Source organism: Streptomyces roseolus (assembly GCF_014649855.1).
GTDB classification, from domain to species: domain Bacteria; phylum Actinomycetota; class Actinomycetes; order Streptomycetales; family Streptomycetaceae; genus Streptomyces; species Streptomyces roseolus.
This window is the reverse complement of the sequence record NZ_BMTV01000010.1, coordinates 25,087-50,547: the sequence shown is the minus strand read 5'-3', so window position 1 is coordinate 50,547 and position 25,461 is coordinate 25,087. Positions and strand designations below refer to the sequence as shown.

Here is a 25,461-nt window from a genome sequence, read left to right as displayed (position 1 = left end):
CCCCGGGAACTCGGTTCCCGGGGCCCTTCCCGTCGTACGGCACCGCTCAGAGCGCGCCGGCCGCGAGCCAGTCGTCGAGGAGGCCGCGGTCGCCGGCGAGGGTGAAGCGGGGATCGTCGGCGTCGTACCGCCGGTGCATCAGGAGCAGCAGGTCGCCGGCGTCCGCCGTGACGGTCGCGGTCGGCTCGGTGCCGCCGCTCCCCCGGCTCCAGGCGAAGCCGCCGCCGCCGAGGACGAGCGTCCAGGCGGCGCCGCTGTCGCGCGCGTCCAGGCGCAGCACGGCGCCGTCGCGGTCGAGGTGGGCGAGCGGCTCGGCGATCCAGGGGATGTGGGGCGCGGTGGCGAGGTGGTGGTCGAGGGCCTCGGCGGCCGGGCCGGGGGCGAGCGGCCGGGCCGTGCCGGTGAGCGCGATCTCGGCGTCGGCGAGGTGGACGACCGTCTCGGCGAGGACGTGGCGCGGGTAGTGGCGGACGTACGGCTCCGCTCCCGGCGACCAGACCGGTGCCGCGGGGTCGGCCGCGCGGGCGGCGGCGGCGAAGCCCTCGGCGCGGGCGGCGAACCAGCCGGGGTACGAGGCCGGGTCGGCCGGCGGGTCGAGGGCCAGGTCCCCCGGGCGGACCCGGGTGGCGGGGCGGGCGGTCACCAGGTGTTCGGCCCAGCCGTGGATCGTGCCGAGGTGGCGGGTGAGGTCGCCGAGCGTCCAGCCGGGGCAGGTCGGGACGGGTGTCGCCGGGTCGGCGCCGCGGACGGTGTGCGCGTACCGGAGGGCGTGGTCGGCGACGGCGTCGACGGCCGCGAGATGGGGGTCCTCGTCGAGCCCGAAGCCCTCGGAGACCAGGAGCAGGTGCGCGCGCCGGGGGCCGGGCGGCTGCCGGAGGGCGGCCTCGCGGAAGAGCCGGTCGAGGGCGTGCCGGTCGGCGGCGCCGAGGCCGCGGAGGACGTGTCCGGTGTCCTCCAGCCACTTCACGGCGGTGTCGGGGTCGAGGACGTCCTCGTCGCTGGTCTCGACCGCGGTCACCAGCCCGGCCAGTGCCTCGGCCAGCGCGTTCAGGAGCGCGTCGCTCATCGGGTTTCCCCTCCCGGGTTCTCCTCGGCGACCGCGCATACCGCGCGGTATGATCGGCTCCGCCATGGAGATCAATGCCACGTACAACAGTCTCGTCGCCGTCGGGGACAGCTTCACCGAGGGTATGTCGGACCTGAGGCCCGACGGTTCCTACCGGGGGTGGGCGGACGTCCTCGCGGGCCGGCTCGCGGCCCGCGCGCCCGGCTTCCGGTACGCCAACCTCGCCGTGCGCGGCAAGCTCATCGGCCAGATCGTCGAGGAGCAAGTCCCCCTGGCCGCAGGGATGGAGGCCGACGTCGTCACCCTCGTCGGCGGGCTCAACGACACCCTCCGGCCCAAGGTCGACATGGGCCGCGTGAAGGGCCTCCTCACCGAGGCCGTGGAACGCCTCACACCGTCCTGCGGGCAGCTCGTCCTGATGCGCAGCCCCGGCCGGAACGGCCCGGTGCTCGACCGCTTCCGCCCCCGCATGGAGGAGCTCTTCGCCCACATCGACGACCTGGCCGCCCGGCACGGCGCCCTCGTCGTCGACCTGTACGGGGCGCCCGTCCTGGCCGACCCCCAGCTGTGGGACGTGGACCGGCTGCACCTCACCGCCGAGGGCCACCGGCGGGTGGCCGAGGCGGTGTGGCAGACGCTGGGGCTCGCTCCCGGACACGACTGGCGGGAGCCGCTGCCCGCCGCCGTACGGGCCGGCTGGGTGACCCGGCGCGTCGCGGACGCCCGGTTCGCGAGGGAGCACCTGGGCCCGTGGATCGGCCGCCGGCTCACCGGCCGCTCGTCCGGCGACGGCCGCCCGCCCAAGCGGCCGGAGCTGCTGCCGTACGAGACGCGGTCCGAGGTCTGACCGGCGGGGACGGCCGGCGGCGTGACCTGGGTCTCGTAGCAAGCTCCAGCCCGGGCCACGGCGCTGGCCTGCAGAAATCACCAGTAAACTCTGGACCCGTGACTGCTGCGACTGTGAAGCCCCGTATCCCCAACGTCCTGGCCGGCCGCTACGCCTCCGCGGAGCTCGCCGTCCTCTGGTCCCCCGAGCAGAAGGTGAAGCTGGAGCGCCGGCTGTGGCTCGCCGTGCTGCGCGCCCAGAAGGACCTCGGGATCGAGGTCCCGGACGCGGCGATCGCCGACTACGAGCGGGTGCTCGACCAGGTCGACCTGGGCTCCATCGCCGAGCGCGAGAAGGTCACCCGGCACGACGTGAAGGCCCGGATCGAGGAGTTCAACGCCCTCGCCGGCCACGAGCACGTACACAAGGGCATGACCTCCCGTGACCTCACGGAGAACGTCGAGCAGCTCCAGATCCGCCTCTCCCTGCAGCTGGTGCGGGACCGCACGGTCGCCGTCCTCGCCCGCCTCGGCAAGCTGTCCGCCGAGTACGGCGAGCTGGTCATGGCCGGCCGCTCGCACAACGTCGCCGCGCAGGCCACCACCCTCGGCAAGCGCTTCGCGACCGGCGCGGACGAGCTGCTCGTGGCGTACGCCCGCCTGGAGGAGCTGCTCGGCCGCTACCCGCTGCGCGGCATCAAGGGCCCGGTGGGCACCGCCCAGGACATGCTCGACCTGCTCGGCGGCGACGCCGGCAAGCTCGCCGAGCTGGAGCAGCGGATCGCCGGTCACCTCGGCTTCGCGCACGCCTTCACCTCGGTCGGCCAGGTCTACCCGCGCTCGCTCGACTACGACGTGGTCACCGCCCTGGTGCAGCTGGCCGCCGCGCCGTCGTCCCTCGCCAAGACCATCCGCCTGATGGCCGGCCACGAGCTGGTCACCGAGGGCTTCAAGCCCGGCCAGGTCGGCTCCTCCGCGATGCCGCACAAGATGAACACCCGCTCCTGCGAGCGCGTCAACGGCCTCATGGTCATCCTGCGCGGTTACGCCTCGATGACCGGCGAGCTGGCCGGCGACCAGTGGAACGAGGGCGACGTGTCCTGCTCCGTGGTCCGCCGCGTGGCCCTGCCCGACGCCTTCTTCGCGCTGGACGGCCTCCTGGAGACCTTCCTCACCGTGCTCGACGAGTTCGGCGCCTTCCCGGCCGTCGTCGCCCGCGAGCTCGACCGCTACCTCCCCTTCCTCGCCACCACCAAGGTGCTCATGGCCTCGGTCCGCGCCGGCGTGGGCCGCGAGCTCGCCCACGAGGCCATCAAGGAGAACGCGGTGGCCTCGGCCCTCGCCATGCGCGAGCAGGGCGTCGAGCGCAACGAGCTGCTCGACAAGCTCGCCGCCGACGAGCGCATCCCGTTGGACCGCGCGCGGCTCGACGAGCTGATGGCGGACAAGCTCTCCTTCACCGGTGCCGCCGCCGACCAGGTCGCGACCGTCGTCTCCCGGATCGAGGAGCTCGTCAAGCAGCACCCGGAGGCCGCCGCGTACACCCCCGGGGCGATCCTCTGACCCGCGCCCGCCGGTTCACCCGCGAGGAGCTGGAGGCCGCTCGCGACCGCGTCGTCCCCGACGTGGCCGGGGGCGGCCTCGCCGTCCTCTTCTGCGGCATCAACCCGGGCCTGATGACCGCCGCGACCGGACACCACTTCGCCCGCCCCGGGAACCGCTTCTGGCCGGTGCTGCACCTGTCGGGCTTCACCCCGCGCCTGCTGCGCCCCGACGAGCAGGACGAACTGCTCGCGTACGGGCTCGGCATCACCAATGTCGCGGCCCGGCCGACCGCGCGCGCCGACGAGCTGAGCCGCGAGGAGTACGTCGAGGGCGGCCGGATCCTCACCGCGAAGGTCCTGCGGCTGAAGCCCCGCTGGCTCGCGGTCGTCGGCGTCACCGCCTACCGCACGGCCTTCGGCGAACCGAAGGCGGCGATCGGCCCGCAGGAGCGGGCCATCGGCACGACCCGGATCTGGGCGCTGCCCAATCCCAGCGGGCTCAACGCGCACTGGACGACGCGGACCATGGCCGAGGAGTACGCCCGCCTCAGGGAGGCCGCGGGCCTGCCGCCGGCGGCCGCTACGGCGGATCCGCCTCGGTGACGACGGCGAGGAGCTGGAACGGCAGCTCCTTGTCCCACTGCGAGATCCCCAGCCCCAGCCGACGGGCGCCGATCCGCCACAGCACCAGGTCGGGGACGTGCGCGCAGAGCACCCCCCAGGGCTCGGGCAGCTCCTCCCCCTCCATGCCGCGGGCGTGCAGCGGCCACAGGCTCATCCGGTCGGGCTCGCCCCAGCGGGCCGTGAGCACCGCGGCCAGCCCGTCGCGCTCCGCTTCGTACCGCTCCTCGACCGCCTCCCGGCGCTCGGGGCCGGACTCCCAGAAGTCCTCGCTGGTGGCCAGCGCGGCGACGTGGAAGCCGGGCCCGCTGTCGAGGTCGCCGGAGCGCTCCGGAGACGCGGGGAACGCCCGCGTCCGCAGCGAGTCGAGCTCCGACAGGAGTCGTGTCGTCGTCATGGCCCCAGTGAACCGCCCCCCACTGACAGGTGGCCTCCCGTCAGCCCGCCCCCCGGGTCCCGGCGCGGACACGTCGCGGGCACGTCGCGGACACGGGCCGGGGGCGGCTGTCGCCGCTTCCGGAACCATTGAGTACCATCCGGCTGAGACGGGCACGAGCTGGGAGGACACACGGTGGGGCGGCTGACCGGCGGGGATCCGTCTCTGCTGCGGCGGATCAATTCCGCCGTGGTGCTCCATGCGCTGCGGGGCTCCGACGCGCGCACGCTGACGGACCTGACCCGGATCACCGGCCTGTCGCGGCCGACCGTCGAAGGCGTCGTCGAGGGTCTCATCGAAGGCGGTCTGGTCGTCGAGGTGGCGCCCGAGGAGGGCGAGGCCCGCCGTCAGGGCCGCCCGGCCCGCAGGTTCCGCTTCCGCGCCGAGGCCGGCCATCTGCTCGGCATCGAGATCGGTCCGCACCGCGTGGCCGCGCTCCTCTCCGGCCTGGACGGCCGGATCATCGGCGCCGGCGCCCGCGAGGTGTCCGAGACCGCGCCCGAGGACGAGCGGCTCGACAAGGTGCGCGCGGTCGTCGCCGACGTCCTGCGCCGGGCCGGGGTGCCCCGGTCCAGCCTGCGGGCGGTCGGCGTCGGCACCCCCGGCATCGTGGAGGCCGACGGGACGGTCCGGCTCGGCACCGCCCTCCCCGGCTGGACGGGACTGGCCCTGGGCGAGCGGCTGCGCCGCTCCTTCCGCTGCCCGGTGATCGTGGAGAACGACGCCAACGCGGCGGCCGTCGCCGAGCACTGGAAGGGCGCCGCGACCGACTCCGACGACATCGTCTTCGTCCTCGCCGGGCTGAGCCCCGGAGCGGGTTCGCTGATCGGCGGCCGGCTGCACCGCGGGTACGGCGGCGCGGCCGGCGAGATCGGCGCGCTGCACCTGCTGGGGCGGGGCGTGACTCCGGAACACCTGCTGTCGACGACGGACGAGCCGCTGCACCCGCTGGACGAGCAGGCGGTGGCGGAGGTCTTCGCGCTGGCCAGGCAGGGCGACGCGCGGGCCAGGGCCGCCGTGGAGCGGTTCACCCAGCGGCTGGTGCACGACGTCGGCGCGCTCGTCCTGGCGCTCGACCCGGAACTGGTCGTGGTCGGCGGCTGGGCGGCCGGCCTGGACGGGGTGCTCCCGCCGCTCCGCGAGGAGTTGGCGCGCTTCTGCCTGCGCCCGCCGCGGGTGGTGCTCTCGCTGCTCGGCGAGGCCGCCGTCGGGACGGGCGCGCTGCGGCTCGCCCTCGACCACGTCGAGGAGCAGCTGTTCGCGGTCGAGGGCGGAGTGACGGCCCGCCGCTGAGCGTCCCGCCCGCGCACGACGACCCGGTACGACGAAGACCCGGCCCCGGTGGGGCCGGATCTTCGTCGTACCGCTCGCGGCGGCGGGCGCTCCTGGGGTCAGGAGGCCATCGCCAGGTCGGCGGAGTCGCCGAAGGTGAGGCGGCAGGTGTCGGCACGGTAGGTGGCGACGGAGACGGCCGCGGTACGGCCTCCGGAGAGGTAACGGGTCGTCACGACGAGCACCGGCGAGCCCGGCAGCCGGTCGAGCTCCTTGGCGTCGTCGGCGCGCGCGGAACCCAGCTCCACGGAACGGTCCTGGCCGTCCAGGGCCAGGTGCTGGAGCTCGCGCAGCACGGCGGGGGCGCTCGCGGACCCGTCGGCGTCGGCGGTGAGCCCGGCGACCGAGCCGGCGGGCACGTACAGCAGCTCGGCGGCGACCGCCTGCCCCTGGCTGAGCCGCACCCGGCGGACCACGTGCACGGACGCGCCGGCCGGGGCCTCCAGGAGGCGGGCGACGGCGGCGGGCGCCGTCCCGAGGACCGAGTCCTGGGCCTGCCAGGCGTCGTCGCCGACACCGGGCCAGGCCTGCTGCGTGGTCGAGACGTCGACGCCGACGCGCGGGGGCGCGACCGTGGTGCCGACACCGCGCCGGCGCTGGAGGCGCCCTTCCAGCTCCAGCTGCTCCAGGGCCTGGCGGAGCGTGGCCCTGGCGACGCCGAAGCGGGCCGCGAGCTCGCGCTCGTTGGGCAGGATCTCGCCGACCGCGAAGTCGGAGTCGAGAGCTTCGCCGATCACCGTCTTGAGGTGCTGGTACTTCGGTTCCTGGACCGTTTCCAGCTGCGTGGTCCCCACCCTGTCCTCCGAATTCGCCGTGTCCCGCGGCGTTTCCGCGCCCTTGTTTATTAAAGGTTCCTGCACTAACTCTGCGACGATAAGGCGAGCCACCACCTTGGTCAAGACCAATCCTCCGCCGAACGTCCGGAAATGTGACCCTCTGACCTTGATCGTTCACAGGACGTTCGCACCTCCGTGAGGTGCGCGCAGCACGAGGCCCCGTCCGCCGGGTCGGCGGACGGGGCCTCGGACTCGTCGGCGCACGGCTCTTGAACTCGCGCCTACCGACCGGCAATGCTTGCTGACAGGACGTCTAAGACGATGTGCGAGGGAGTCGGCATGCCTGCACGGATCGCGTTCGAGTTCGAGACCCCGCGGGGTCCGCGCACCACGTCCCTGACGTACGAGCGCCGCGGGGCGGGCGAACCGCTGCTCCTGCTCCACGGCATCGGACACCACTGGCAGGCCTGGGAACCCGTCCTCGACGTGCTGGCCGCCGAGCGCGACGTCATCGCCGTCGACCTGCCCGGTTTCGGCGCCTCCGACGGGCTCCCGCCCGGCTGCGCCTACGACCTGTCGACCGTGACGCCGGTGCTCACGGCCTTCTGCGCGGCCGTCGGCGCCGAACGCCCGCACGTGGCGGGGAACTCGCTCGGCGGACTGCTCGCCCTCCAGCTCGGCCGCGAGAAGGCCGTCCGCTCGGTCACCGCCCTCTCCCCCGCCGGATTCTGGTCCGAGGCCGAGCGCCGGTACGCCTTCACGACCCTGCGCGCGATGCGCGCCTCGGCCCGGGCGATGCCCGTCCCCCTCATCGGCCGGCTCTCCCGCACCCCGGCCGGCCGGACCCTGCTCACCAGCGCCATCTACGCCCGGCCGGGCCGCCGTTCACCCGAGGCGGCCGCCGCCGAGACGATGGCGCTGCGCGGGGCCACCGGCTTCGACGAGACCCTCGCGGCGGGCCGCACCGTCCTCTTCCGCGACGACCTCCCCTCCCTGCCGGTCACCCTCGCGTGGGGCGGCCGGGACCGGCTCCTCCCGCGCCGCCAGGGCGTCCGCGCCAAGCGGACCCTGCCCGGCGCGCGCCTCGTGCGGCTGCCCGGCTGCGGTCACGTGCCCATGAACGACGACCCCGCGCTCGTGGCGCGCGTCGTCCTCGACGGCAGCGCCACCGGCTGAGCCGGTCGCCGCCTTCCGCCGGGTCAGCAGCCCGGTGCCGAGCGCGGCCCCGGCGCCGACCAGCAGGCCGCCGGCCGCCTGCGGCAGCCCGAGGGCGGCCTGGCCGACCACGGCCGCGCTCAGCGCCGCCGCCACCGGGATGGCACCGGTGTAGAGCGTGGCGCGCTCCATGCCGATGCGCTGGACCCCCATGTAGAAGAGGACGAAGCCGACGACGGTCGCCAGGACCGCCTGCCACAGCAGCGCCCCCGCCTCCACCCCGGTCGGCATCCGCACGAAACCGGCCCCGTCCACGACGAGCCCGAGCAGCGCGGCCTCCACCGCGCCGACCCCGCAGACGGCGACCGTGAGCAGTCGGGGCCCGAGCGGGCGCAGCACCGGCACCGCGAGGACGGTGAAGCCGACCTCGCCCGCGAGCGCCGCCAGCGACCAGCCGAGCCCGGCCGGATCGGTGCGCCCCCATCCCTGCACGGTGAAGGCGCCGGCGGCGACGAGCAGCGCCCCGTACAGCACGGGCGGCGCGGGCCGCCGTCCTTCGAGGAGCGGGACGAGGACGGCGACCACGATCGGCGCGCAGCCGACGACGACCCCGGGGACGGCGGGTTCGGCGGTGCGCTCGGCCGCGAGAACCGCGAGGTTGAAGCCGATCATGCCGACGGCGGCCAGGGCCGCGATCCGTACCCACTGGCGGGCGCCGAGGAGCCGCAGGTGGGCGAGCCCGCCGCGGCCGAGCAGCGGCAGGAGGAGGAGACAGGCGGCGCCGTACCGGAGGGCCTGCCCGCCCGCGTACGGGTAGTCGCCGAGCAGGCCGTTGGCGGTGAAGGAGGCTCCGACGAGGGCGTAGGCGAGGGTCACGAGGAGAACCCCGCGCAAGGCGTTCGCGTTCATGGTACTGACGCTAGGGAGCCGGGCGGTCCCGGTTAAGGTCCACTTCCATGACGCCATCGGGGACCACTTCGGCCGTGACGCCTTCGGGGACCGGTTCGGGCACGGCGGGAGCGCCCGCCCGCGACAGCGGGGCGCAGCCCGCCTGGGAGCTGCTGCTTCCGGCGGCCGGGGAGCCCGCCCGCCGACGGGGCCGGGCCCTCCAGGAGGCACTGCGCGAGGCGGTGCGCTCGGGGCGGCTCGCGGCCGGCACCCGGCTGCCGTCGAGCCGGGCGCTCGCCGCCGACCTGGGGGTCTCCCGGGGCCTGATGACGGAAGCGTACGAGCAGCTGACGGCCGAGGGCTATCTGCGCAGCGGCCGGGGCTCGGGGACCTGGGTCGGCGGCACGGTGCGCACGGGGCGGGCGGCGGCCGCGGCCCCGGACGGTCCCCCGGTGCCCGCGCCCGGGGTGTGCGCCGACTTCCGGCCCGGCACCCCCGATCTCTCCCTCTTCCCGCGCGCGGCCTGGGCGGCGGCGCAGCGCGCGGTCCTCGCCGAACTGCCGCACAGCGCGCTCGGCTACCCGGACCCGCGCGGGCTGCCCGTGCTGCGCGCCGCTCTCGCGGCGCTGCTCGCCCGGCGGCGGGGCGTGGTCGCCGACCCCGACCGGCTGGTCGTGTGCTCCGGGGTGGCGCAGGCGACGACGCTCCTCGGCACGGTCCTGCGGGCGCGCGGGCACCGCGCGGTGGGCGTGGAGGACCCCGGCAGCCCGGAACACGGCCGGCTCTTCGCGGCCACGGGCCTGGACACGGCCTGGCTGCCGATCGACGCGGAGGGGCTGCGTCCCGGGCCGCTCGCCGCGTCGGACGTGCGGGCCGTGGTGGTGACGCCGGCGCACCAGTTCCCGTCGGGGATCGCGTGGTCGGCGGAGCGGCGCGGGATGCTCCTGGACTGGGCACGGGCGGTGGACGGCCACGTCCTGGAGGACGACTACGACGGCGACTTCCGGTACGACCGGGCGCCGGTCGGCGCGCTCCAGGGCCTCGATCCGGAACGGGTCGTGTACACGGGCTCGGTGAGCAAGTCGCTCGCGCCGGGGCTGCGGCTCGGCTGGATGGTGCTGCCGGAGGCGCTGGTCGACGAGGTCGTCGAGCGGAAGCGGACCATGGACCTCGGGCATCCGGCGCTCGACCAGGCGGCGCTGGCGCACCTGGTGACGAGCGGCGGGTACGACCGGCAGCTGCGCCGCTGCCAGCGGGCGTACCGCGAGCGGCGGGACGCGCTGCTCGCCGCGCTCGCCCGGCACTTCCCGGGGACGTCGGTGACCGGCATCGCGGCGGGGCTGCACGTCATCGCGTGCCTGCCGGCCCGGTACGGGCCCCCGGCACGGTTCGTGGAACGGGCGGCGGGTGCCGGGGTGGTGCTGCGCCCGCTGGAGGAGTACGGGACGGCGCGGCCGGCGGACGGGGCGGTGCGGCTCGTGATCGGCTACGCGCACCTGGCGCCGGCGGTGATCGCGGAGGGGATGCGGCGGACGGCGGAGGCGCTCGGCGGCCGGTGAGGGGGCTCGGGGCGAGCTGTTCACGCGGGGTTCGCGCGGGCGCCGTTCCCGGCGGCTAGGCAGGGGGCGGCCGGTGCGGACCCACGCACCGGTGACCGGCCCCGACGTCCGGCCGCCGTGACGTCCGGTCCCCCTGACGCGCCTTCGGAGGCACCGCATGACCATGAACCCGACCGGTTCCGACCCCGCCGCCCCCTCGTCCGTGCCCGTGCCCGCGCCGGCGCCCGGCTCCGGGCCCGCGCGCCGCGGTGTGCTGCGGGGCTCGCTCGCGGTCTCCGCCGGACTCGCCCTGGGCGGCGCCGGGTTCGCGGCGCCCGCCTTCGCCCTGTCCGGGCGCCCGGAGGCGCGGTGGGGCGTCCAGGCCGGCGACGTCACCGCCCGTTCGGGGCTCGTGTGGGTGCGGTCGGACCGGCCGGCCCGGATGATCGTCGAGACCTCGGCGACGGAGTCGTTCCGCCGGGTCCGCCGGCACGCCGGCCCCCTGATCGGTCCGGGCACCGACTTCACGGGGACGACCCCCCTCCACGGGCTGCCGGCCGGCGAGCGGATCCACTACCGGGTCGTCCTGGCCGATCCGCACGACCCGCGGCGGACGAGCGAGGCGGTCACCGGCACCTTCCGGACGGCCCCGGAGCGGCGCCGGGACGGCGTGCGGTTCCTCTGGTCCGGGGACATCGCCGGGCAGGGGTGGGGCATCAACCCGGACATCGGCGGCTTCCGCGCCTTCGAGGCGATGCGCCGCCTCGACCCCGACTTCTTCCTGTGCAGCGGTGACGCCGTGTACGCGGACGGTCCGCTGCAGCCGTCGGTGACGCTCCCCGACGGGCGGGTGTGGCGCAATCTGATGACGCCGGAGAAGGCGAAGGTCGCCGAGACGCTCGACGAGTACCGCGGCGCCTTCCGCTACAACCTGCTGGACCGGAACGTCCGGGCCTTCAACGCCCAGGTGCCGACGGTGGCGCAGTGGGACGACCACGAGGTGCGGAACAACTGGTATCCGGGACAGATCCTCGACGACCCGCGCTACACCGAGAAGGACGTGGACGTGCTCGCCGCCCGGGCGTCCCGCGCCTTCTCCGAGTACTACCCGGTCTCCACGCTGCGGCCCGGCGCCGGCATCGGGAGCGGCGGCCGGATGCACCGGGTGGTGCGGTACGGGCCGCTGCTCGACGTCTTCGTGCTCGACATGCGCTCGTACCGCAACGCCAACTCGCCCGGCCGGCAGGCCGACGACGCCACCGGCATCCTCGGGGCGGAGCAGCTCGCCTGGCTGAAGCGGGAGCTGTCGGCCTCCCGGGCGGTGTGGAAGGTGCTCGCCGCCGACATGCCGATCGGGCTCGTCGTCCCGGACGGGGCGACCGCCTTCGAGGCGATCGCGCAGGGCGACCCCGGCGCACCGCTCGGGCGGGAGCTCCAGATCGCCGAGCTGCTGCGGTTCGTCAAGCACCGGCGGATCACCGGCACCGTGTGGCTGACCGCGGACGTCCACCACACCTCGGCGCAGCACTACGCGCCGGAGCGGGCCGCCTTCCAGGACTTCGCGCCCTTCTGGGAGTTCGTGTCGGGCCCGCTGGCCGCGGGCGGCTTCCCGGCCAGCCGGCTCGACGACACCTTCGGCCCGGAGCGGGTCTTCGTGCGGGCGCCCGAGCGGGCGAACGTGTCGCCGATGGAGAGTCCGCAGTACTTCGGCGAGGTGGACATCGACGGCGGGAGCGGGGAACTGACGGTGCGGCTGCGCGCGGACGACGACGCGGTGCTGTTCACGAAGGTGCTGCGGCCGGGGCTGGTGGGGCAGTGACCTCCCGGGAAAGGACTCCGTCGGGGGACCGGTCACGGCACGACAGAAGTGGACTGAATCGGACTGAAATGCGCCAGATCGCCACTTAACCCGCCAGTCACAAAGCGTTCGTGATCACGCAACACCACTCGGTCACAGTGAAGTCATGACCGACGTGACGTCCTCGAAGAGCACCCGCCGCCCGCACCACTGGCGGCACGACCTGATCGAGCTCGCGGCCCTGTTCACCGCCGTGGTGGTGGCCGACACGATCGCCAAGACCATCGTCAAGGGACCCGAGGGCCCCTACCTGCTGGTCTTCTCGGCGATCGCGCTGGTCGCCACCGCGGGCTTCCACACCTGGTGGGCGCGGAGGCACAGCCATGCCCCACCCTCACCGGTCTCCGCCCCGACCCCCGCGCCCGCCCCGGCCGGAGCGCCGGAGTCCACCGGCACCGCGCTGTGGCGGCTGAGGACCACGGTCGACGACGCCCCCGGCAGCCTGGCCGCGCTGTGCACCGTCCTCGCCCGGCTCGGCGTCGACATCCTGACCCTCCAGACGCACCCGCTGACCCGGGGCACGGTCGACGAGTTCCTGCTCCGCGCCCCGGCGGGCCTCTCCGCCGCCGACCTCGCCCGCGAGACCGCCGCCGCCGGCGGACGCGACACCTGGACCGAGCGGGCCGACGCCCACGACCTCGTGGACGTCCCCACCCGCGTCCTGGGCCTCGCCACCCGCACCGCGCTCGACGCCGCCGAACTCCCCCTCGCGCTGCGCCGGCTCCTCGGCCGGTGCACCCTGCACTCGATCCCGGCGGTCTCCCTCACCGGGCGGCCCACCGGCGAGGAGACCCCCGTCGAGGGCGTCCTGGAGGAGACCGTGATGAAGCTGCGCGACCCCGGCGGGGGCACGCTGCTCATCGAACGGCCCCACCTCCCCTTCACCCCCACCGAGTTCGCCCGGGCCCGCGCCCTCGTCGAGCTCGACGCGCGGCTCGGCCCCCGCGTCCCCCGCAGCCAGGACGTCTTCACCCTCCCCGAGGGCAACGAGATCACCGTCCGCCGCGCCGACCAGCGCGACCTGCCCGCCGCCCGCGCCCTGCACGAGCGCTGCTCGGCGCGCACCCTGGGCCTGCGCTACCACGGTCCTGTCGGCGACGCGGACCGGTACCTCGACCACCTGCTGAGCCCCCGCTTCGGCCGCACCCTCGCCGTGCAGACCGCCTCCGGACGGCTCGTCGCCCTCGGCCACCTGCTGTGGGACGGCGACGAGACCGAGGTGGCGCTGCTCGTCGAGGACGACTGGCAGCGCCGCGGGATCGGCTCCGAACTCCTCGGCCGGCTGGTGGCGATGGCCGAGGAGGCCGGATGCGAGAGCGTCTACGCCGTCACCCAGGCCTCCAACACCGGCATGGTCGCGGCGATGCGGGCGCTCGGCCTGCCCCTCGACTACCAGATCGAGGAGGGCACCCTGGTGATCACGGCCCGCCTGGAGCCGGCACCGCGACGGAGCGAGCCGTCCCGGCCGCCGGCCCGTCGGACCGAGCGCTGAGCGCTTCGTCGAGGTCGCGCCACAGGTCCTCGACGTCCTCCAGGCCCACCGACATCCGCAGCAGCCGGTCGCTGACGCCGGCCGCCCTGCGGTCGCCCTCGTGGACGATGCGGTGGCTGATGGACGCCGGGTGCTGGATCAGGGTGTCGACGCTGCCGAGGCTGACCGCCGGGGTGACGAGCCGGACGCCGGCGATCACCTCGTGCGGGTCGCCGTACACCTCGAAGGAGATCATCGCCCCGCCGATCGCCGGGTAGTGGACGCGGGCGACCCGCGGGTCGCCGGCCAGCCGGCGCACCAGCTCGGCGGCGGTCGCCGAGGCGGCCCGCACCCGGACCGGGAGGGTGGACAGCCCCCGGAGCAGCAGGTAGCCGGCGAAGGGGTGGAGCACCCCGCCGGTGGCGAAGCGGACCCGGCGCAGCTCGCGGGCGAACTCCTCGTCGCAGGCGACGACGCCGCCCATGACGTCGCCGTGGCCGCCGAGGTACTTGGTGGCGCTGTGCAGGACGATCCGCGCGCCGAGGCCGGCCGGGCGCTGCAGGACCGGGGTGGCGAAGGTGTTGTCGACCAGGAGCGGCACCGAGCCGCAGGAGTGGGCGACCGCGCGGATGTCGACCTCGGCCAGCGTCGGGTTGGCCGGGGACTCCACCATCACGAGGCCGGTGTCGGGGCGGATCGCGTCGGCGACGCCCGCCGGGTCGGTCCAGGTGACCTCGGTGCCGAGCAGGCCGGCGTCCAGGAGGTGGTCGCTGCAGCCGTAGAGCGGGCGGACCGCCACGACGTGCCGCAGGCCCTGGCTCGCGCGGGCCAGGAGGACCGCGGTCAGCGCGGCCATGCCGCTGGCGAAGGCGACGGCGGCCTCGGTGCCCTCCAGGCGGGCCAGGGCGTCCTCGAAGCGGGCCGTGGTCGGGTTGTCGAGCCGGGCGTAGACGGGCGGGCCGTCGGGCCGGGCACCGGTCGCGGCGAACTCGTCGATGCGGGCGGCCTCCCCGCGGGCGTCGGACGAGGGATAGGTGGTGGACAGGTCGAGCGGCGGGGCGTGCAGCCCGAGCGCGGCGAGGTCTTCCCGGCCGGCGTGCACGGCTTCGGTGGCGAGCGCCTTCGGGGTGGCCGAAGGGGCGTGATCCATGGCGTCCATGGCCCGCACTGTGAACGGATACCGGTAAGTAGCGGCAGATCTCCGTGCTACGTTCGGCAGATGGCCGAATCTGTCGTACTGGACGCGGTCGATCTGCACATTCTCCGCCTTCTGCAGAACGACGCCCGGAGCACCTACCGCGAACTCGCCGCCGAGGTCGGCGTCGCCCCCTCCACCTGCCTGGACCGGGTGGCCCGGCTCCGCCGCACCGGGGTGATCCTGGGCCACCAGCTCCGACTGGATCCGGCCAAACTCGGTCGCGGTCTGGAGGCGCTGCTGCTCGTCCAGGTCCGGCCCCACCGGCGGGAACTGATCGGTCCGTTCGTCGACCGGATCCGGGCCCTGCCCGAGTCCCGGGCGCTCTTCCACCTCACGGGACCCGACGACTACCTCGTGCACGTGGCCGTCGCCGACCCCGCCGACCTGCAACGACTCGTGCTCGACGAGTTCACCTCGCGGCGCGAGGTGGCCCGGGTCGAGACCCGGCTGATCTTCCAGCAGTGGGAGTGCGGCCCCCTGCTGCCGCCCGGCGCGGGAGCGTCCTTGTCAGCCGTGTGAGACCGGACGAGGGTGACGGGAGCACGGCGGAGGCACCAGGATGAGTCACATGCCAGAGAGTTCCCGCAGCCAGCTGCCCCGTCAGGTCGCCGACGCCTATGTCGACGACCTCATCGCCCTCGACCCGATCACCGGCACCCACCTGGGCGTCCGGGAGTGCGCCGGCCGCCTCCCCGACTTCTCGCCCGCAGGCCAGGAGGCCGTGGCCGAGCTCGCCCGCCGGACCCTCGCCCTGCTCGACGAGGCCGAGCGGACCCCGGGCGCTGACGGCGACGCCGAGCGGCGCTGCGCCCGGCTGCTCCGGGAGCGGCTCACCGCCGGACTGGCCGTGCACGAGGCCGACGAGGGCCTGTGCGCGGTCAGCAACATCCACTCGCCGGTGCACAGCCTCCGGCTCGTCTTCACCGTGATGCCCACCGACACCCAGGACGACTGGACGGCCGTCGCGCAGCGGCTGCGGGCCGTTCCGGCCGCCCTGGAGGGCTACCGGGCCTCGCTCGCGCTCGGCCTGGAGCGCAAGCTGTACGGCGGGCCGCGGGCCACCGCCACCTTCGTGGAGCAGCTCGCCGACTGGGCGGGCCGGGACGGCGGGCCGGGCTGGTTCGAGGAGTACGCCGCCGAGCGCCCGGACGCGCTGCCGGCGGAGCTGCGCACCGAGCTCGCCGCGGCCGCCGCGGAGGCGAGCGCCGCCCTCGCCGCGCTGCGGGACTGGATGCGCGACGTGTACGCCCCCGCCGTCGCCGGGGCCCCCGACACCGTGGGCCGCGAGCGCTACCGGCGCTGGAGCCGCTACTTCAACGGCACCGACCTGGACCTCGACCAGGCCTACGCGTACGGCTGGTCCGAGTACCACCGGCTGCGCGCCGAGATGGTGGCCGAGGCCGACCGGATCCTGCCCGGCTCCGACCCGTGGGAGGCCCTCGCCCACCTCGACGAGCACGGCACCCACATCGAGGGCGTCGACGAGGTCCGCGAGTGGCTCCAGCGGCTCATGGACGAGGCGATCGACGCGCTCGACGGCACCCACTTCGAACTCGCCGAGCGGGTGCGGAAGGTGGAGTCCCACATCGCCCCGGCGGGCGGCGCCGCCGCCCCGTACTACACCGGTCCCTCCGAGGACTTCTCGCGCCCCGGCCGGACCTGGCTGCCGGTCGACGGGCAGACCCGCTTCCCGGTCTACGACCTGGTGTCGACCTGGTACCACGAGGGCGTGCCCGGCCACCACCTGCAGATCGCGCAGTGGGCGCACGTCGCCGACAGCCTCTCCCGCTACCAGGCCACCATCGGCATGGTCAGCGCCAACGCCGAGGGCTGGGCGCTGTACGCGGAGCGGCTGATGGACGAGCTCGGCTTCCTGCCGGACGCGGAGCGCCGGCTCGGCTACCTGGACGCGCAGATGATGCGGGCCTGCCGGGTGATCGTGGACATCGGCATGCATCTGGAGCTGGAGATCCCGGCGGACTCGCCGTTCCACCCGGGCGAGCGGTGGACCCCGGACCTCGCGCAGGAGTTCTTCCAGCGGCACAGCAGCCGGCCTCCGGCGTTCGTGGAGAGCGAGCTGACCCGGTACCTGTCGATGCCGGGGCAGGCGATCGGCTACAAGCTGGGCGAGCGGGCCTGGCTGCTCGGCCGCGAGCGGGCCCGCGAGGCGCACGGCGAGGCCTTCGACGCGAAGGCCTGGCACATGGCCGCGCTCAGCCAGGGGCCGCTGGGCCTGGACGACCTGGTGGACGAGATCTCCCGGCTCTGACCCGGCCCTCGGAGGGTTTCCCCGGCAGTCGGCTTGATCCGCCGGGGAAACCCCTGTTGGCTCTGGTGCCATGAACGGTCCCCTGAACGACTACGCGCCGGACGCCACCGACTGGCGGATCCTCGACGCCCTCCAGGCCCAGGGCCGGGCCAGCTACGCCGACCTCGCCCGCGCCGTCTCGATGTCGCCCTCCGCGGTGACCGAGCGCGTGCGGCGGCTGGAGGACGCCGGGGTGATCACCGGCTACACCGCCGTGGTGGACCACGAGCGGCTCGGCCTGCCGATCCTCGCCTTCGTACGGCTGCGCTACCCCACCGGCAACTACAAGCCCTTCCATGACCTCGTCGCCGTCACCCCCGAGATCCTGGAGGCGCACCACGTCACCGGCGACGACTGCTTCGTGATCAAGGTCGCCGCCCGGTCGATGCGCCACCTGGAGGAGATCTCCGGGAAGATCGGCACGCTCGGTTCGGTGACGACCAGCGTCGTCTACTCCTCGCCGCTCCCCCGCCGCTCCGTCAGCCGCTGAGCCCGTCCCCGCCGACGCGCAGGCGCACCGAGGAGCCGCGCCGGTCCTTGGCGACCTCCAGCTGGGCGGGGATCCGACGGCGCAGGTCGGCGACGTGGCTGACGATGCCCACGCTCCGGTCCCGTTCGCGCAGCGAGTCCAGGACGTCGAGTACCTCGTCGAGGGTCTGGTCGTCGAGGCTGCCGAAGCCCTCGTCGATGAAGAGGGTGTCGAGCCGGACGCCGCCGGCCTCGTCGGTGACGACGTCGGCGAGGCCGAGCGCGAGGGCGAGCGAGGCGAAGAAGGTCTCGCCGCCCGAGAGGGTGGCGGTGTCCCGTTCGTTGCCGGTCCAGGCGTCGACGACGTGCAGTCCGAGGCCGCTGCGGCGGGTCCCCGTCCGCGCGTCGGAGTGGACGAGGGTGTAGCGGCCCGAGGACATCCGCTGGAGGCGGGCGGAGGCGGCCGCGGCGACCTGTTCGAGCCGGGCGGCGAGGACGTACGACTCCAGGCGCATCCGGCGCTCGTTCTCGGCGGAGGTGCCGGCGGTGAGGCCGGCGAGCCGGGCCACCCGGTCGTGCTCGGCGCGCAGCGGGCCGAGGCGGCGCGCCTCTTCCTCCGCCCGGCGGGCGAGGGAGGCGAGTCCGGCGACGCGCTCGCGGGCCGCCGTGAGCGCGGCGCCCGCGGCCCGCAGGGCGCGCTCGGCGGCCGCGTGGGCGGCCTCGGCCCCGGCCGGGTCGGCGGGCGGCAGCGCGGCGGCCTCGGCGACGCCGGGCTCGGCGAGCCGGTCGGCGACGGCGGCGGCCTCGGCCTGCCAGACGTCGAGCCGGTGCTGGCGGGCGCGGCGGCCGTGCTCGTCGAGGAGTGCGGCGGAGGCTTCGGCGGGGGTGGTGAACCCGGCCCGGTAGGCGGCGTCGGAGAGCTGGGCGTCCGCCTTCTTCAGGCGGTCGGCGGCCAGTTCCTCGGCGCGTACGGCTCCGGCGGCGCCGACCAGGAGGGCGATGCGGCGCTCCAGGAGCCCGGCGTGCTCGGCCACGGTGGCGAACGCGCCGCGGCCCCGCGCCAGTTCCTCGGCGAGCTCGGCCCGCTGCCGTTCGAGGCCTTCGCGGTGGGAGGTGCGGGCGGCGACGCGCCGCTCGGCGTCCCGCTGGGCGGCGACCCGCTCCTCGTGCTCGCGCTCGGCCCGGGCGAGCGCCTCGCGCGCCGCGTGGGTGCGGCCGGCGAGGGCGTGCGCCTCGACGTGACGGGCGGTCAGCTCTGCGGCCTCTTCGGCGAGTTCGGCGACGGCGGGCTGGCCGTCCGAGGGTCCGGAGGTGCCCAGGGAGCGCACCTCGTCGCGGGCGGCGGCGAGCGCCTCGCGGGTGCCGGCGAGGGCGCGCTCGGCGGCCCGGCCGCGCTCGTCGGCCTCGGTGTAGCGGGCGTACGCGGCCTCCTCGGCGGCCCGGTCGACGTGGCCGGCCGTGGGAGCGGTCGGGGCCGGGTGGCTGGTGGAGCCGCACACCTGGCAGGGGTCGCCGTCGGTGAGCGTGGCGGCGAGTTCGGCGGCGATCCCGCGCAGCCGGCGGGACTTGAGGTCGAGCCAGGTCTCGTGGGCGGTGTTGCGGTGCTCGCGGGCGGTCGCGTACCGCTCCTCGGCCCGGGCCAGGTCCTCGGCGAGGGCGTCGCGGCGGCGGGCGGCGGCGAGCCGGAGGCGGAGGGGTTCGAGGCGGCCGGCGAGCTGTTCGACGCGGGCGGCGGCCTCCTGCGCGGTGTCGACGGCCTGCTGGAGCGCGGCGCGCCGGGGCTCCCAGTCGGCGAGCCAGCCGGCCGCCTCCTGGAGGGCCTCCTCGTCGGCGCGTGCCTCCCGGTCGAGGAGGGCGCGCTCCGCGGCGAGTTCGGCGGCGCGGCTCTCGGCGCGGCGGGCGGCGGCGAGCCCGCCGAGCTGCTCGCGGAGCCGGTTCTCCAGGGTGGAGAGGTGCTCGGCCGGGGACTCGGCGAGCTCGGGCGGCAGCTCGGCGCGGGCCGCGTCGCGGACGGCGAGCGCCCCGGCGTGTTCGCGGGCGGCCTCGTGGCGCAGGGCGAGCGCGGGGGCGACCCGTTCGGCCTTGAGGGCGAGGTCGAGGGCGCGCCGGTCCCGGTCCCGCTCCGGGACGCGGGCGGTGAGCGCCTCCTGGCGGCGCACCGCCTCGGCGTGCCGGGCCTGCCGGGCGGCGAGGTCCCGGGCCTCCGCCGCGGCGGCGCGGGCGAGGCCCTCGGCGTGCTCCGCGGCGGCGAGGCGGACGGCGGCGATGTCGGCGGCCTCGCGGGCCTCGGTGCGGGCGACGGCGCCCCAGCCGAGGACGGCGTCGGCGAGGCCCGGTTCGCCCGGCCTGCCGTCGACGGGGGTGCTCGCGGCGGGCAGCCCCCCGGCGGCCTGCGCCATGCGGTGGGCGAGGGCGAGGAGGCGGGCGTCGCCCTCCTCGACCCGGTGGGCGGCGGCGCGGCGGAGCTCGGCGAGGCGTTCCTCGACGGCGGCGAAGCGACGGGTGTCGAAGAGACGGCCGAGCAGCTTGCCGCGGGCTTCCGCGTCGGCGCGCAGGAAGCGGGCGAAGTCGCCCTGCGGGAGCAGCACGACCTGGCAGAACTGGTCGCGGCTCATGCCGAGGAGCTGGGTGATCTCCTCGCCGATCTCCTGGTGGGACGTGGAGAGTCCGGTCCACGCGCGCGTGGCGGGGTCGTACGCGCGCAGGGTGCTCTGCGCCTTCTCCATGGTGAAGCCGCCGCCGCGCTTCTTGGGGCGCGGCTGGGCGGGCCTGCGGACGATCTCCAGGCGGCGGCCGCCGACGGTGAGGTCGAGCAGCACCTCGGTGAGGGTGTCCACGGGCGCGTGGTCGGAGCGGAGGGTGGCGCCGGAGGACTGGCGGGCGCCGGGCACGCTCCCGTACAGGGCGAAGCAGACCGCGTCGAGGACGGAGGTCTTGCCCGCGCCGGTGGGTCCGTGGAGGAGGAAGAGCCCGGCGGCGGACAGGGTGTCGAAGTCGACGGTCTGGGTGGTCCCGAAGGGGCCGAAGGCGGTGATCTCCAGCCGGTGCAGCCTCATCGGCCGGCCTCCCGTTCGGTGGTGGCGGCCTCGACGCGGACGTCGTCGAAGGCCCCGTGCAGCACGGCCCGTTCGGCCGGGTCGAGGCCGCCGCCGGCCCGGACGTGGCTCACGAAGTCCTCGGCGATCTGCTGGTCGCTGCGGCCGCGGAGCCGCTGGGCGTAGGAGGCGAGGGAGTCGGTGTCGGCGCGCTCGGGGTCGAAGACGAGGCTGAGCGTGTGCGGGAAGCGGGCGGTGAGCCGCGCCATCGGGTCGTGGGGCCGGACGGCGTCGGTGAGGGTGGCCTCGATCCAGGAGTCCCGGTGCCGCTCGTGCGCGGGGTCGTCGAGCAGCTCCTCGAGGCGGCCCCGGAGGCGGGCGAGGGGGCGGGGCACCGGGCAGTCGACGCGCTCGGCGGCGATCCCGCCGTCGGCGTCCAGGTCGACCAGCCACATGGTCTTGCGGTGGTCGGCCTCGGAGAAGGAGTAGGCGAGCGGCGAACCGGAGTAGCGCACCCGCGGGGTGAGCGTCTGGGACCCGTGGAGGTGGCCGAGGGCCACGTAGTCGACGCCGTCGAAGACGGCGGCGGGGACGGCCGCGACGCCGCCGACGGTGATGTCGCGCTCGCTGTCGCTGGGCGCGCCGCCCGCGACGAAGGCGTGCACGAGGACAACCGAGCGGGTGCCGTCGGGGCGGGTGGCGAGGTCGGCGCGGACCCGGTCCATGGCGGCGGCCAGCACCGCCTCGTGCCCGGACCTCGCCGCGCCGAGCTGCTCCCGGACGAGTGCGGGCTCCAGGTACGGCAGGCCGTACAGGGCGACCTCGCCGTGGGCGTCGGCGAGGACGACGGGGGTGCCGATGCCGGCCGGGTCGGTCCGCAGGTGGATGCCCGCGCGGCCGAGGAGTCCGGCGCCGACGCCGAGGCGGCGGGCCGAGTCGTGGTTGCCGGAGATCATGACCGTGGGCACGCCGGCCTCGGCGAGGCGGTGCAGCGCCCGGTCGAACAGCTCGACCGCGGGCAGCGGCGGCACGGCCCGGTCGTAGACGTCCCCGGCGACGAGCACGGCGTCCACCTCGCGGTCGCGGACGGTGGCGACCAGGTGGTCCAGGAAGGCGGTCTGGGCGCCGAGCAGGCCGACGCGGTGGAAGGACCGGCCGAGGTGCCAGTCCGAGGTGTGCAGGAACCTCACGTCGTCGTCCCACCCCGCATGCGCGTGCCGCTCCTCGCCCCTGTTACTGGATCCGAAATTCTGGATCCAGGATCTTGTGTCCCGGACGTTGGATATTGGATCCCGGATTCTGGATCCCGGGTCCCGGATTCTGGATCCCGGGTCCCGGATTCTGGATCCGGTATCCCCTCCCGTGCCGTCCGCCCACCACGCTATCCCGGCGGGGGCGGTGGCCGGGGCCGCACCGGAGAGTTGCCGGCGGGAAGCGGGCTCAGGCGTCGCCGTACGCCTCGCCGCCGAGTTCCACGGTGGCCGTGCCGGCGGTCACGTCGGCGAGCCAGGCGCGGAAGGCGGGCACGTCGGCGTCGGGGAGTCCGATCTCGAGGGTGACGGCCTCGGCGTAGCGCACGTCGCGCACGGCGCGGCCGGTGGAGCGGAGGTCGTTCTCCAGCTTTCCGGCCCGCTGGTGGTCGACGGTGACGGTGGCGAGCCGGTAGCGCTGCCGGGTGAGGGTGCCGAGGGCGTCGAGCGCCTCGCCGACGACGCCGCCGTAGGCGCGGATGAGGCCGCCCGCGCCGAGCTTCACGCCGCCGTAGTAGCGGGTGACGACGGCGGCGACGTACCGCATCTCGCGGCGCAGCAGCATCTGGAGCATGGGGACGCCTGCGGTGCCGCCCGGTTCGCCGTCGTCGCTGGCCTTCTGCACGGAGGCGTCGGCGCCGAGCACGTAGGCGAAGCAGTTGTGGGTGGCCGTGGGGTGCTCGCGGCGGATCCGGGCGACGAACTCCTGGGCCTCCCGCTCGTCGGCGACCGGCGCGAGCGCGCAGAGGAAGCGCGAGCGGTTGATCTCGGTCTCGTGGACGCCCTCGTGGGCCAGCGTGCGGTACTGCTCCTGCATCCCGCCAGCCTACGTGCCGTACGGTCCCGGTCGGCGCCGCCCGGGACCGGGGGCCGGCGACGGGCGGGGTGACTCCCGGCACGTCGCGGCGGCCGGGGACGGCGTCCGGCCCGGGCCGCCCGCCGTGTCCCCGCCGGGCCCGGTGCGGGAAGGATCCGGGGGCACGGCGGGTTCGTACCGGGGAAAGGGCCGTACGGAACGTAAGGAAGGCATCTGGGATGAGCGTCGACACCACGACCACCGAGGCTGCGGAGCGCTCCGAGGAGGAGGTCGCCCGCCGGATCCTGACGGGCACGGGCGACACCTGGGCGATCGTGGGCCTCTCCGCGAACCGGGAGCGCGCCGCGTACGGGGTGGCGGCCGTGCTCCAGCGCTTCGGCAAGCGGATCGTGCCGGTCCACCCGAAGGCGGAGACGGTGCACGGGGAGCGGGGCTACGCCTCCCTCGCCGACATCCCGTTCCCGGTCGACGTCGTGGACGTGTTCGTCAACAGCTCGCTGGCCGGCGCGGTCGCCGACGAGGCGCGGGAGGCCGGCGCGAAGGCGGTCTGGTTCCAGCTCGGCGTCGTCGACGAGGCCGCGTACGCCCGCACGACGGAGGCGGGCCTGGACATGGTGATGGACCGCTGCCCCGCGATCGAGATCCCGCGCCTGGGCTGAGGCGCCGGGGAGCGGCCCGCCGACGGACCGTCACCCCACGGGCCGTCACTCCACGGGCCGGCCGAGCCCTTCCAGGACGACGGCGCCGGGGAGCTGGGCGAAGGCCTTGCCGGGGAGGATGAGCTTCCCGCGGCGGCGGCCGCTGCCGACGAGCACCCAGGGGGTGTCGACGACTGCGGCGTCCACGAGGAGCGTCCATGCGGCGGGGAGGCCGACGGGGGTGATGCCGCCGTACTCCATGCCGCTGTCGCCGGTGGCGGTCTCCATCGGCGCGAAGCTCACCTTGCGGGCGCCGAGTTCCCTGCGGACGACGCCGTTGACGTCGGCGCGGTGGGCGGACTTCACCACGCACGCGGCGAGCGTCGTCGCCTCGCCGCGCTTCCCGGCCACGACGACGCAGTTCGCGGACCGGTCGAGGAGGGACGGGCCGTGGTGCTCCACGAAGACGGCGGTGTCGGCGATGGCCGGGTCGGTGTCGACGTAGAGGATCTGCTCGGCCGGCACCGGTCCGGTCCAGGCGCGGACCGCCGCGGCGACGGGCGGCGTGAGGAGGTCCAGGCAGTCGGGGGCGGGCAGGGCGTCGTCGAAGTCTCCGATGGGTGCGCGCATGCGCGCCACGCTAGCGGCTCCCGCCCGCCGGACGGCCGGACGTCTCAGCGTACGGGCGGCACCGAGACGGCCATGGTCAGCTCGACGGTCTCGTCGCCGTCGTTGCGGTACGTGTGCGGGGCCGAGGCCTCGAAGACGGCGGAGGTGCCGGCGGGGACGGCGTGCTCGACGCCGTCGACGACGAGGGTGAGCACGCCGGCGGTGACGTGGAGCAGCTCGGTGGTGCCGTGCGGGTGCGGGTCGGAGGAGCTGCCCTCGCCGGGCACGAGGGTCCAGGACCAGAGTTCCAGGGGGCCGCGGGCCTCGGTGCCGACGAGCAGGGTGGTGCGGCTGCCGGCCGGGGTGGACCACATGCGGACGGCCTGTTCCGGGGGGACGAGCCGGACGTGGGTGCCCTGCTCGTGGTCGAGGAGGGTGGTCAGGGAGACGCCGAGGGCGTCGGCCAGCTTCACGGTGGTGCCGACGCTCGGGTTGGTCCTGGCCTGCTCGATCTGGATGATCATGCCGCGGCTGACGCCGGCCCGGGCGGCGAGCGCGTCCAGGGTGAAGCCCCGTTCGTTGCGCCAGCGCTTGAGGTTGCGGGCGAGCGCCTGGGTCAGCTGGTCGAGGTCCGACACATTCCGTCCAATATTCTGAATGACAGAGTTCAATGCACTGCACTACGGTGAAGCGCACCCGATCGTGCACCGCACTGTACTGCCCCGGCTCCGCCCGTACCCGCCTGCGAGGAACTCATGACCGCCGTGTTCGCCCTGGCCACCGCCTTCCTCTGGGGCCTCGCCGACTTCGGGGGCGGACTGCTCACCCGGCGCGTACCCGCCCTCACCGTCGTCGTGGTCTCGCAGGTCCTCGCGGTCCTCGTCCTCGGCGCGGTCGTCCTCGCGACGGGCGCCTGGACCGAGGCGGGACCCGAGCTCTGGTACGCGGTCGCCGCCGGCGTCGTCGGCCCCGCCGCGATGCTCGCCTTCTACAAGGCCCTCGCGCTCGGCCCGATGGGCGTCGTCTCGCCGCTCGGCTCGCTCGGCGTGGTCGTCCCGGTCACCGTGGGCCTGGTCCTCGGCGACCGGCCCGGCCTCTTCCAGGTCGGCGGCCTCGTCGCCGCGATCGTGGGCATCGTCCTCGCCGGCGGCCCCGAGCTGCGCGGCGCCCCCGTCCAGCGGCAGGCCGTCGTCCTCACGCTCTTCGCCGCCTTCGGCTTCGGCGCCGTCATGGCGCTCATCGCCGAGGCCTCGACCACGGTCACCGGCCTCTTCCTCGCGCTCTTCGCGCAGCGCGTCACGAACGTCGCCGTCGGCGGCGGCGCGCTGTACCTCTCCGTGCGGCGCGGCGGCCGGGCGCTGCCCGAGGAGGGCTTCCGGGTGATCCGCGGCGCGCTGCCGGCGCTCGCCTTCGTGGGCCTCGCCGACGTCGCCGCCAACGGCACGTACGCGCTCGCCGCGCAGCGCGGCCCGGTCCTGGTGGCCGCCGTGCTCGCCAGCCTCTACCCGGTGGTGACCGCGCTCGCCGCCTTCGGCGTGCTCCGCGAGCGGCTGCGCGCCGTCCAGGCGGCGGGGGCGGGGCTCGCGCTCGTCGGCACGGTCCTCATCGCGGGCGGCTGACCCGCGGGC

At 75.5% G+C, this 25,461-nt stretch carries 22 protein-coding genes; 13 read left to right on the top strand and 9 right to left on the bottom strand.

All coding sequences use genetic code 11. The features are described 5' to 3' along the window. Positions 1 to 46 precede the first annotated feature (46 nt). The gene (locus IE245_RS13960; RefSeq protein ID WP_189947155.1) at positions 47 to 1,066 is read right to left on the bottom strand and encodes a maleylpyruvate isomerase N-terminal domain-containing protein; all 1,020 of its coding nucleotides are present in this window, start codon (positions 1,064 to 1,066) and stop codon (positions 47 to 49) included. 64 nt (positions 1,067 to 1,130) lie between these two features. On the opposite strand from IE245_RS13960, the gene IE245_RS13955 reads away from it, so the two are divergent. From IE245_RS13955 to mug, 3 genes are all read left to right on the top strand, one after another. Next, positions 1,131 to 1,913 carry an SGNH/GDSL hydrolase family protein gene (locus tag IE245_RS13955; RefSeq protein WP_189947154.1) on the top strand — a complete coding sequence of 261 codons (783 nt, stop codon included), beginning with the start codon at positions 1,131 to 1,133 and terminating at the stop codon, positions 1,911 to 1,913. A gap of 98 nt (positions 1,914 to 2,011) precedes the next feature. Further along, positions 2,012 to 3,454: an adenylosuccinate lyase gene (gene purB, locus IE245_RS13950; protein ID WP_189947153.1), complete on the top strand. Its 1,443-nt coding sequence runs from the start codon at positions 2,012 to 2,014 to the stop codon at positions 3,452 to 3,454. 62 nt (positions 3,455 to 3,516) lie between these two features. Beyond that, positions 3,517 to 4,038 (top strand): G/U mismatch-specific DNA glycosylase, encoded by a 522-nt coding sequence (mug, locus tag IE245_RS13945; RefSeq protein WP_189947152.1) that lies wholly within the window; start codon positions 3,517 to 3,519, stop codon positions 4,036 to 4,038. On the opposite strand, the gene IE245_RS13940 is transcribed toward mug, so the two are convergent. Next, positions 4,016 to 4,453 carry a hypothetical protein gene (locus IE245_RS13940; RefSeq protein WP_189947151.1) on the bottom strand — a complete coding sequence of 146 codons (438 nt, stop codon included), beginning with the start codon at positions 4,451 to 4,453 and terminating at the stop codon, positions 4,016 to 4,018. The genes mug and IE245_RS13940 overlap by 23 nt on opposite strands. Before the next feature lie 174 nt (positions 4,454 to 4,627). On the opposite strand from IE245_RS13940, the gene IE245_RS13935 reads away from it, so the two are divergent. Further along, a complete protein-coding gene (locus tag IE245_RS13935) occupies positions 4,628 to 5,785 on the top strand; it encodes an ROK family transcriptional regulator (protein WP_189947150.1) in 1,158 nt (385 codons plus the stop codon). Between the two features lie 98 nt (positions 5,786 to 5,883). On the opposite strand, the gene IE245_RS13930 is transcribed toward IE245_RS13935, so the two are convergent. Then, positions 5,884 to 6,618, bottom strand: coding sequence for a GntR family transcriptional regulator (locus tag IE245_RS13930; RefSeq protein ID WP_189947149.1), 735 nt, complete (start codon positions 6,616 to 6,618; stop codon positions 5,884 to 5,886). A gap of 321 nt (positions 6,619 to 6,939) precedes the next feature. On the opposite strand from IE245_RS13930, the gene IE245_RS13925 reads away from it, so the two are divergent. The 4 genes from IE245_RS13925 (at position 6,940) to IE245_RS13910 (ending at position 13,531) form a co-directional block, all read left to right on the top strand. Next, positions 6,940 to 7,776: an alpha/beta fold hydrolase gene (locus IE245_RS13925; protein ID WP_189947148.1), complete on the top strand. Its 837-nt coding sequence runs from the start codon at positions 6,940 to 6,942 to the stop codon at positions 7,774 to 7,776. Between the two features lie 962 nt (positions 7,777 to 8,738). After that, positions 8,739 to 10,202, top strand: coding sequence for a MocR-like pyridoxine biosynthesis transcription factor PdxR (gene pdxR, locus IE245_RS13920; protein ID WP_373305325.1), 1,464 nt, complete (start codon positions 8,739 to 8,741; stop codon positions 10,200 to 10,202). Positions 10,203 to 10,365: 163 nt separating this feature from the next. After that, complete coding sequence (locus IE245_RS13915; protein WP_189947486.1) at positions 10,366 to 12,000, top strand: alkaline phosphatase D family protein; 1,635 nt, start codon at positions 10,366 to 10,368, stop codon at positions 11,998 to 12,000. A 145-nt stretch (positions 12,001 to 12,145) separates the two neighbouring features. Beyond that, positions 12,146 to 13,531 carry a GNAT family N-acetyltransferase gene (locus IE245_RS13910; protein WP_189947146.1) on the top strand — a complete coding sequence of 462 codons (1,386 nt, stop codon included), beginning with the start codon at positions 12,146 to 12,148 and terminating at the stop codon, positions 13,529 to 13,531. On the opposite strand, the gene IE245_RS13905 is transcribed toward IE245_RS13910, so the two are convergent. After that, a complete protein-coding gene (locus IE245_RS13905; RefSeq protein ID WP_189947145.1) occupies positions 13,458 to 14,669 on the bottom strand; it encodes a trans-sulfuration enzyme family protein in 1,212 nt (403 codons plus the stop codon). The genes IE245_RS13910 and IE245_RS13905 overlap by 74 nt on opposite strands. 60 nt (positions 14,670 to 14,729) lie before the next feature. Between IE245_RS13905 and IE245_RS13900 the strand changes: the two genes are divergently transcribed. The 3 genes from IE245_RS13900 to IE245_RS13890 all read left to right on the top strand — a co-directional run bounded on the left by IE245_RS13900 (position 14,730) and on the right by IE245_RS13890 (position 17,506). Beyond that, the gene (locus IE245_RS13900; RefSeq protein WP_189947144.1) at positions 14,730 to 15,227 is read left to right on the top strand and encodes an Lrp/AsnC family transcriptional regulator; all 498 of its coding nucleotides are present in this window, start codon (positions 14,730 to 14,732) and stop codon (positions 15,225 to 15,227) included. Between the two features lie 49 nt (positions 15,228 to 15,276). Then, a complete protein-coding gene (locus tag IE245_RS13895; RefSeq protein ID WP_373305324.1) occupies positions 15,277 to 16,977 on the top strand; it encodes a DUF885 domain-containing protein in 1,701 nt (566 codons plus the stop codon). 82 nt (positions 16,978 to 17,059) lie between these two features. Next, positions 17,060 to 17,506 carry an Lrp/AsnC family transcriptional regulator gene (locus IE245_RS13890; protein ID WP_189947484.1) on the top strand — a complete coding sequence of 149 codons (447 nt, stop codon included), beginning with the start codon at positions 17,060 to 17,062 and terminating at the stop codon, positions 17,504 to 17,506. Here the strand turns inward: IE245_RS13890 and IE245_RS13885 are convergent. The 3 genes from IE245_RS13885 to IE245_RS13875 all read right to left on the bottom strand — a co-directional run bounded on the left by IE245_RS13885 (position 17,496) and on the right by IE245_RS13875 (position 22,586). Beyond that, complete coding sequence (locus IE245_RS13885) at positions 17,496 to 20,540, bottom strand: AAA family ATPase (RefSeq protein WP_189947142.1); 3,045 nt, start codon at positions 20,538 to 20,540, stop codon at positions 17,496 to 17,498. The two genes, IE245_RS13890 and IE245_RS13885, sit on opposite strands and share 11 nt — an antisense overlap. Continuing rightward, positions 20,537 to 21,709, bottom strand: a complete 1,173-nt coding sequence (locus IE245_RS13880) for an exonuclease SbcCD subunit D (RefSeq protein WP_189947141.1) — start codon at positions 21,707 to 21,709, stop codon at positions 20,537 to 20,539. The genes IE245_RS13885 and IE245_RS13880 overlap by 4 nt, the downstream gene beginning before the upstream one ends. Positions 21,710 to 21,959: 250 nt before the next feature. Then, positions 21,960 to 22,586, bottom strand: coding sequence for a YigZ family protein (locus IE245_RS13875; protein WP_189947140.1), 627 nt, complete (start codon positions 22,584 to 22,586; stop codon positions 21,960 to 21,962). A gap of 218 nt (positions 22,587 to 22,804) precedes the next feature. Here IE245_RS13875 and IE245_RS13870 point away from each other — a divergent pair, with 218 nt between their 5' ends. Next, positions 22,805 to 23,245, top strand: a complete 441-nt coding sequence (locus IE245_RS13870; protein ID WP_189947139.1) for a CoA-binding protein — start codon at positions 22,805 to 22,807, stop codon at positions 23,243 to 23,245. Between the two features lie 45 nt (positions 23,246 to 23,290). Here IE245_RS13870 and IE245_RS13865 read toward each other — a convergent pair whose 3' ends face one another. Then, on the bottom strand, positions 23,291 to 23,854 hold the full coding sequence (locus tag IE245_RS13865) for a YbaK/EbsC family protein (RefSeq protein WP_189947138.1): 564 nt from the start codon (positions 23,852 to 23,854) through the stop codon (positions 23,291 to 23,293). Between the two features lie 44 nt (positions 23,855 to 23,898). Further along, the gene (locus IE245_RS13860) at positions 23,899 to 24,471 is read right to left on the bottom strand and encodes a helix-turn-helix domain-containing protein (protein ID WP_189947137.1); all 573 of its coding nucleotides are present in this window, start codon (positions 24,469 to 24,471) and stop codon (positions 23,899 to 23,901) included. A 117-nt stretch (positions 24,472 to 24,588) separates the two neighbouring features. Here IE245_RS13860 and IE245_RS13855 point away from each other — a divergent pair, with 117 nt between their 5' ends. Beyond that, the gene (locus IE245_RS13855) at positions 24,589 to 25,452 is read left to right on the top strand and encodes a DMT family transporter (RefSeq protein ID WP_189947136.1); all 864 of its coding nucleotides are present in this window, start codon (positions 24,589 to 24,591) and stop codon (positions 25,450 to 25,452) included. Positions 25,453 to 25,461 lie beyond the last annotated feature (9 nt).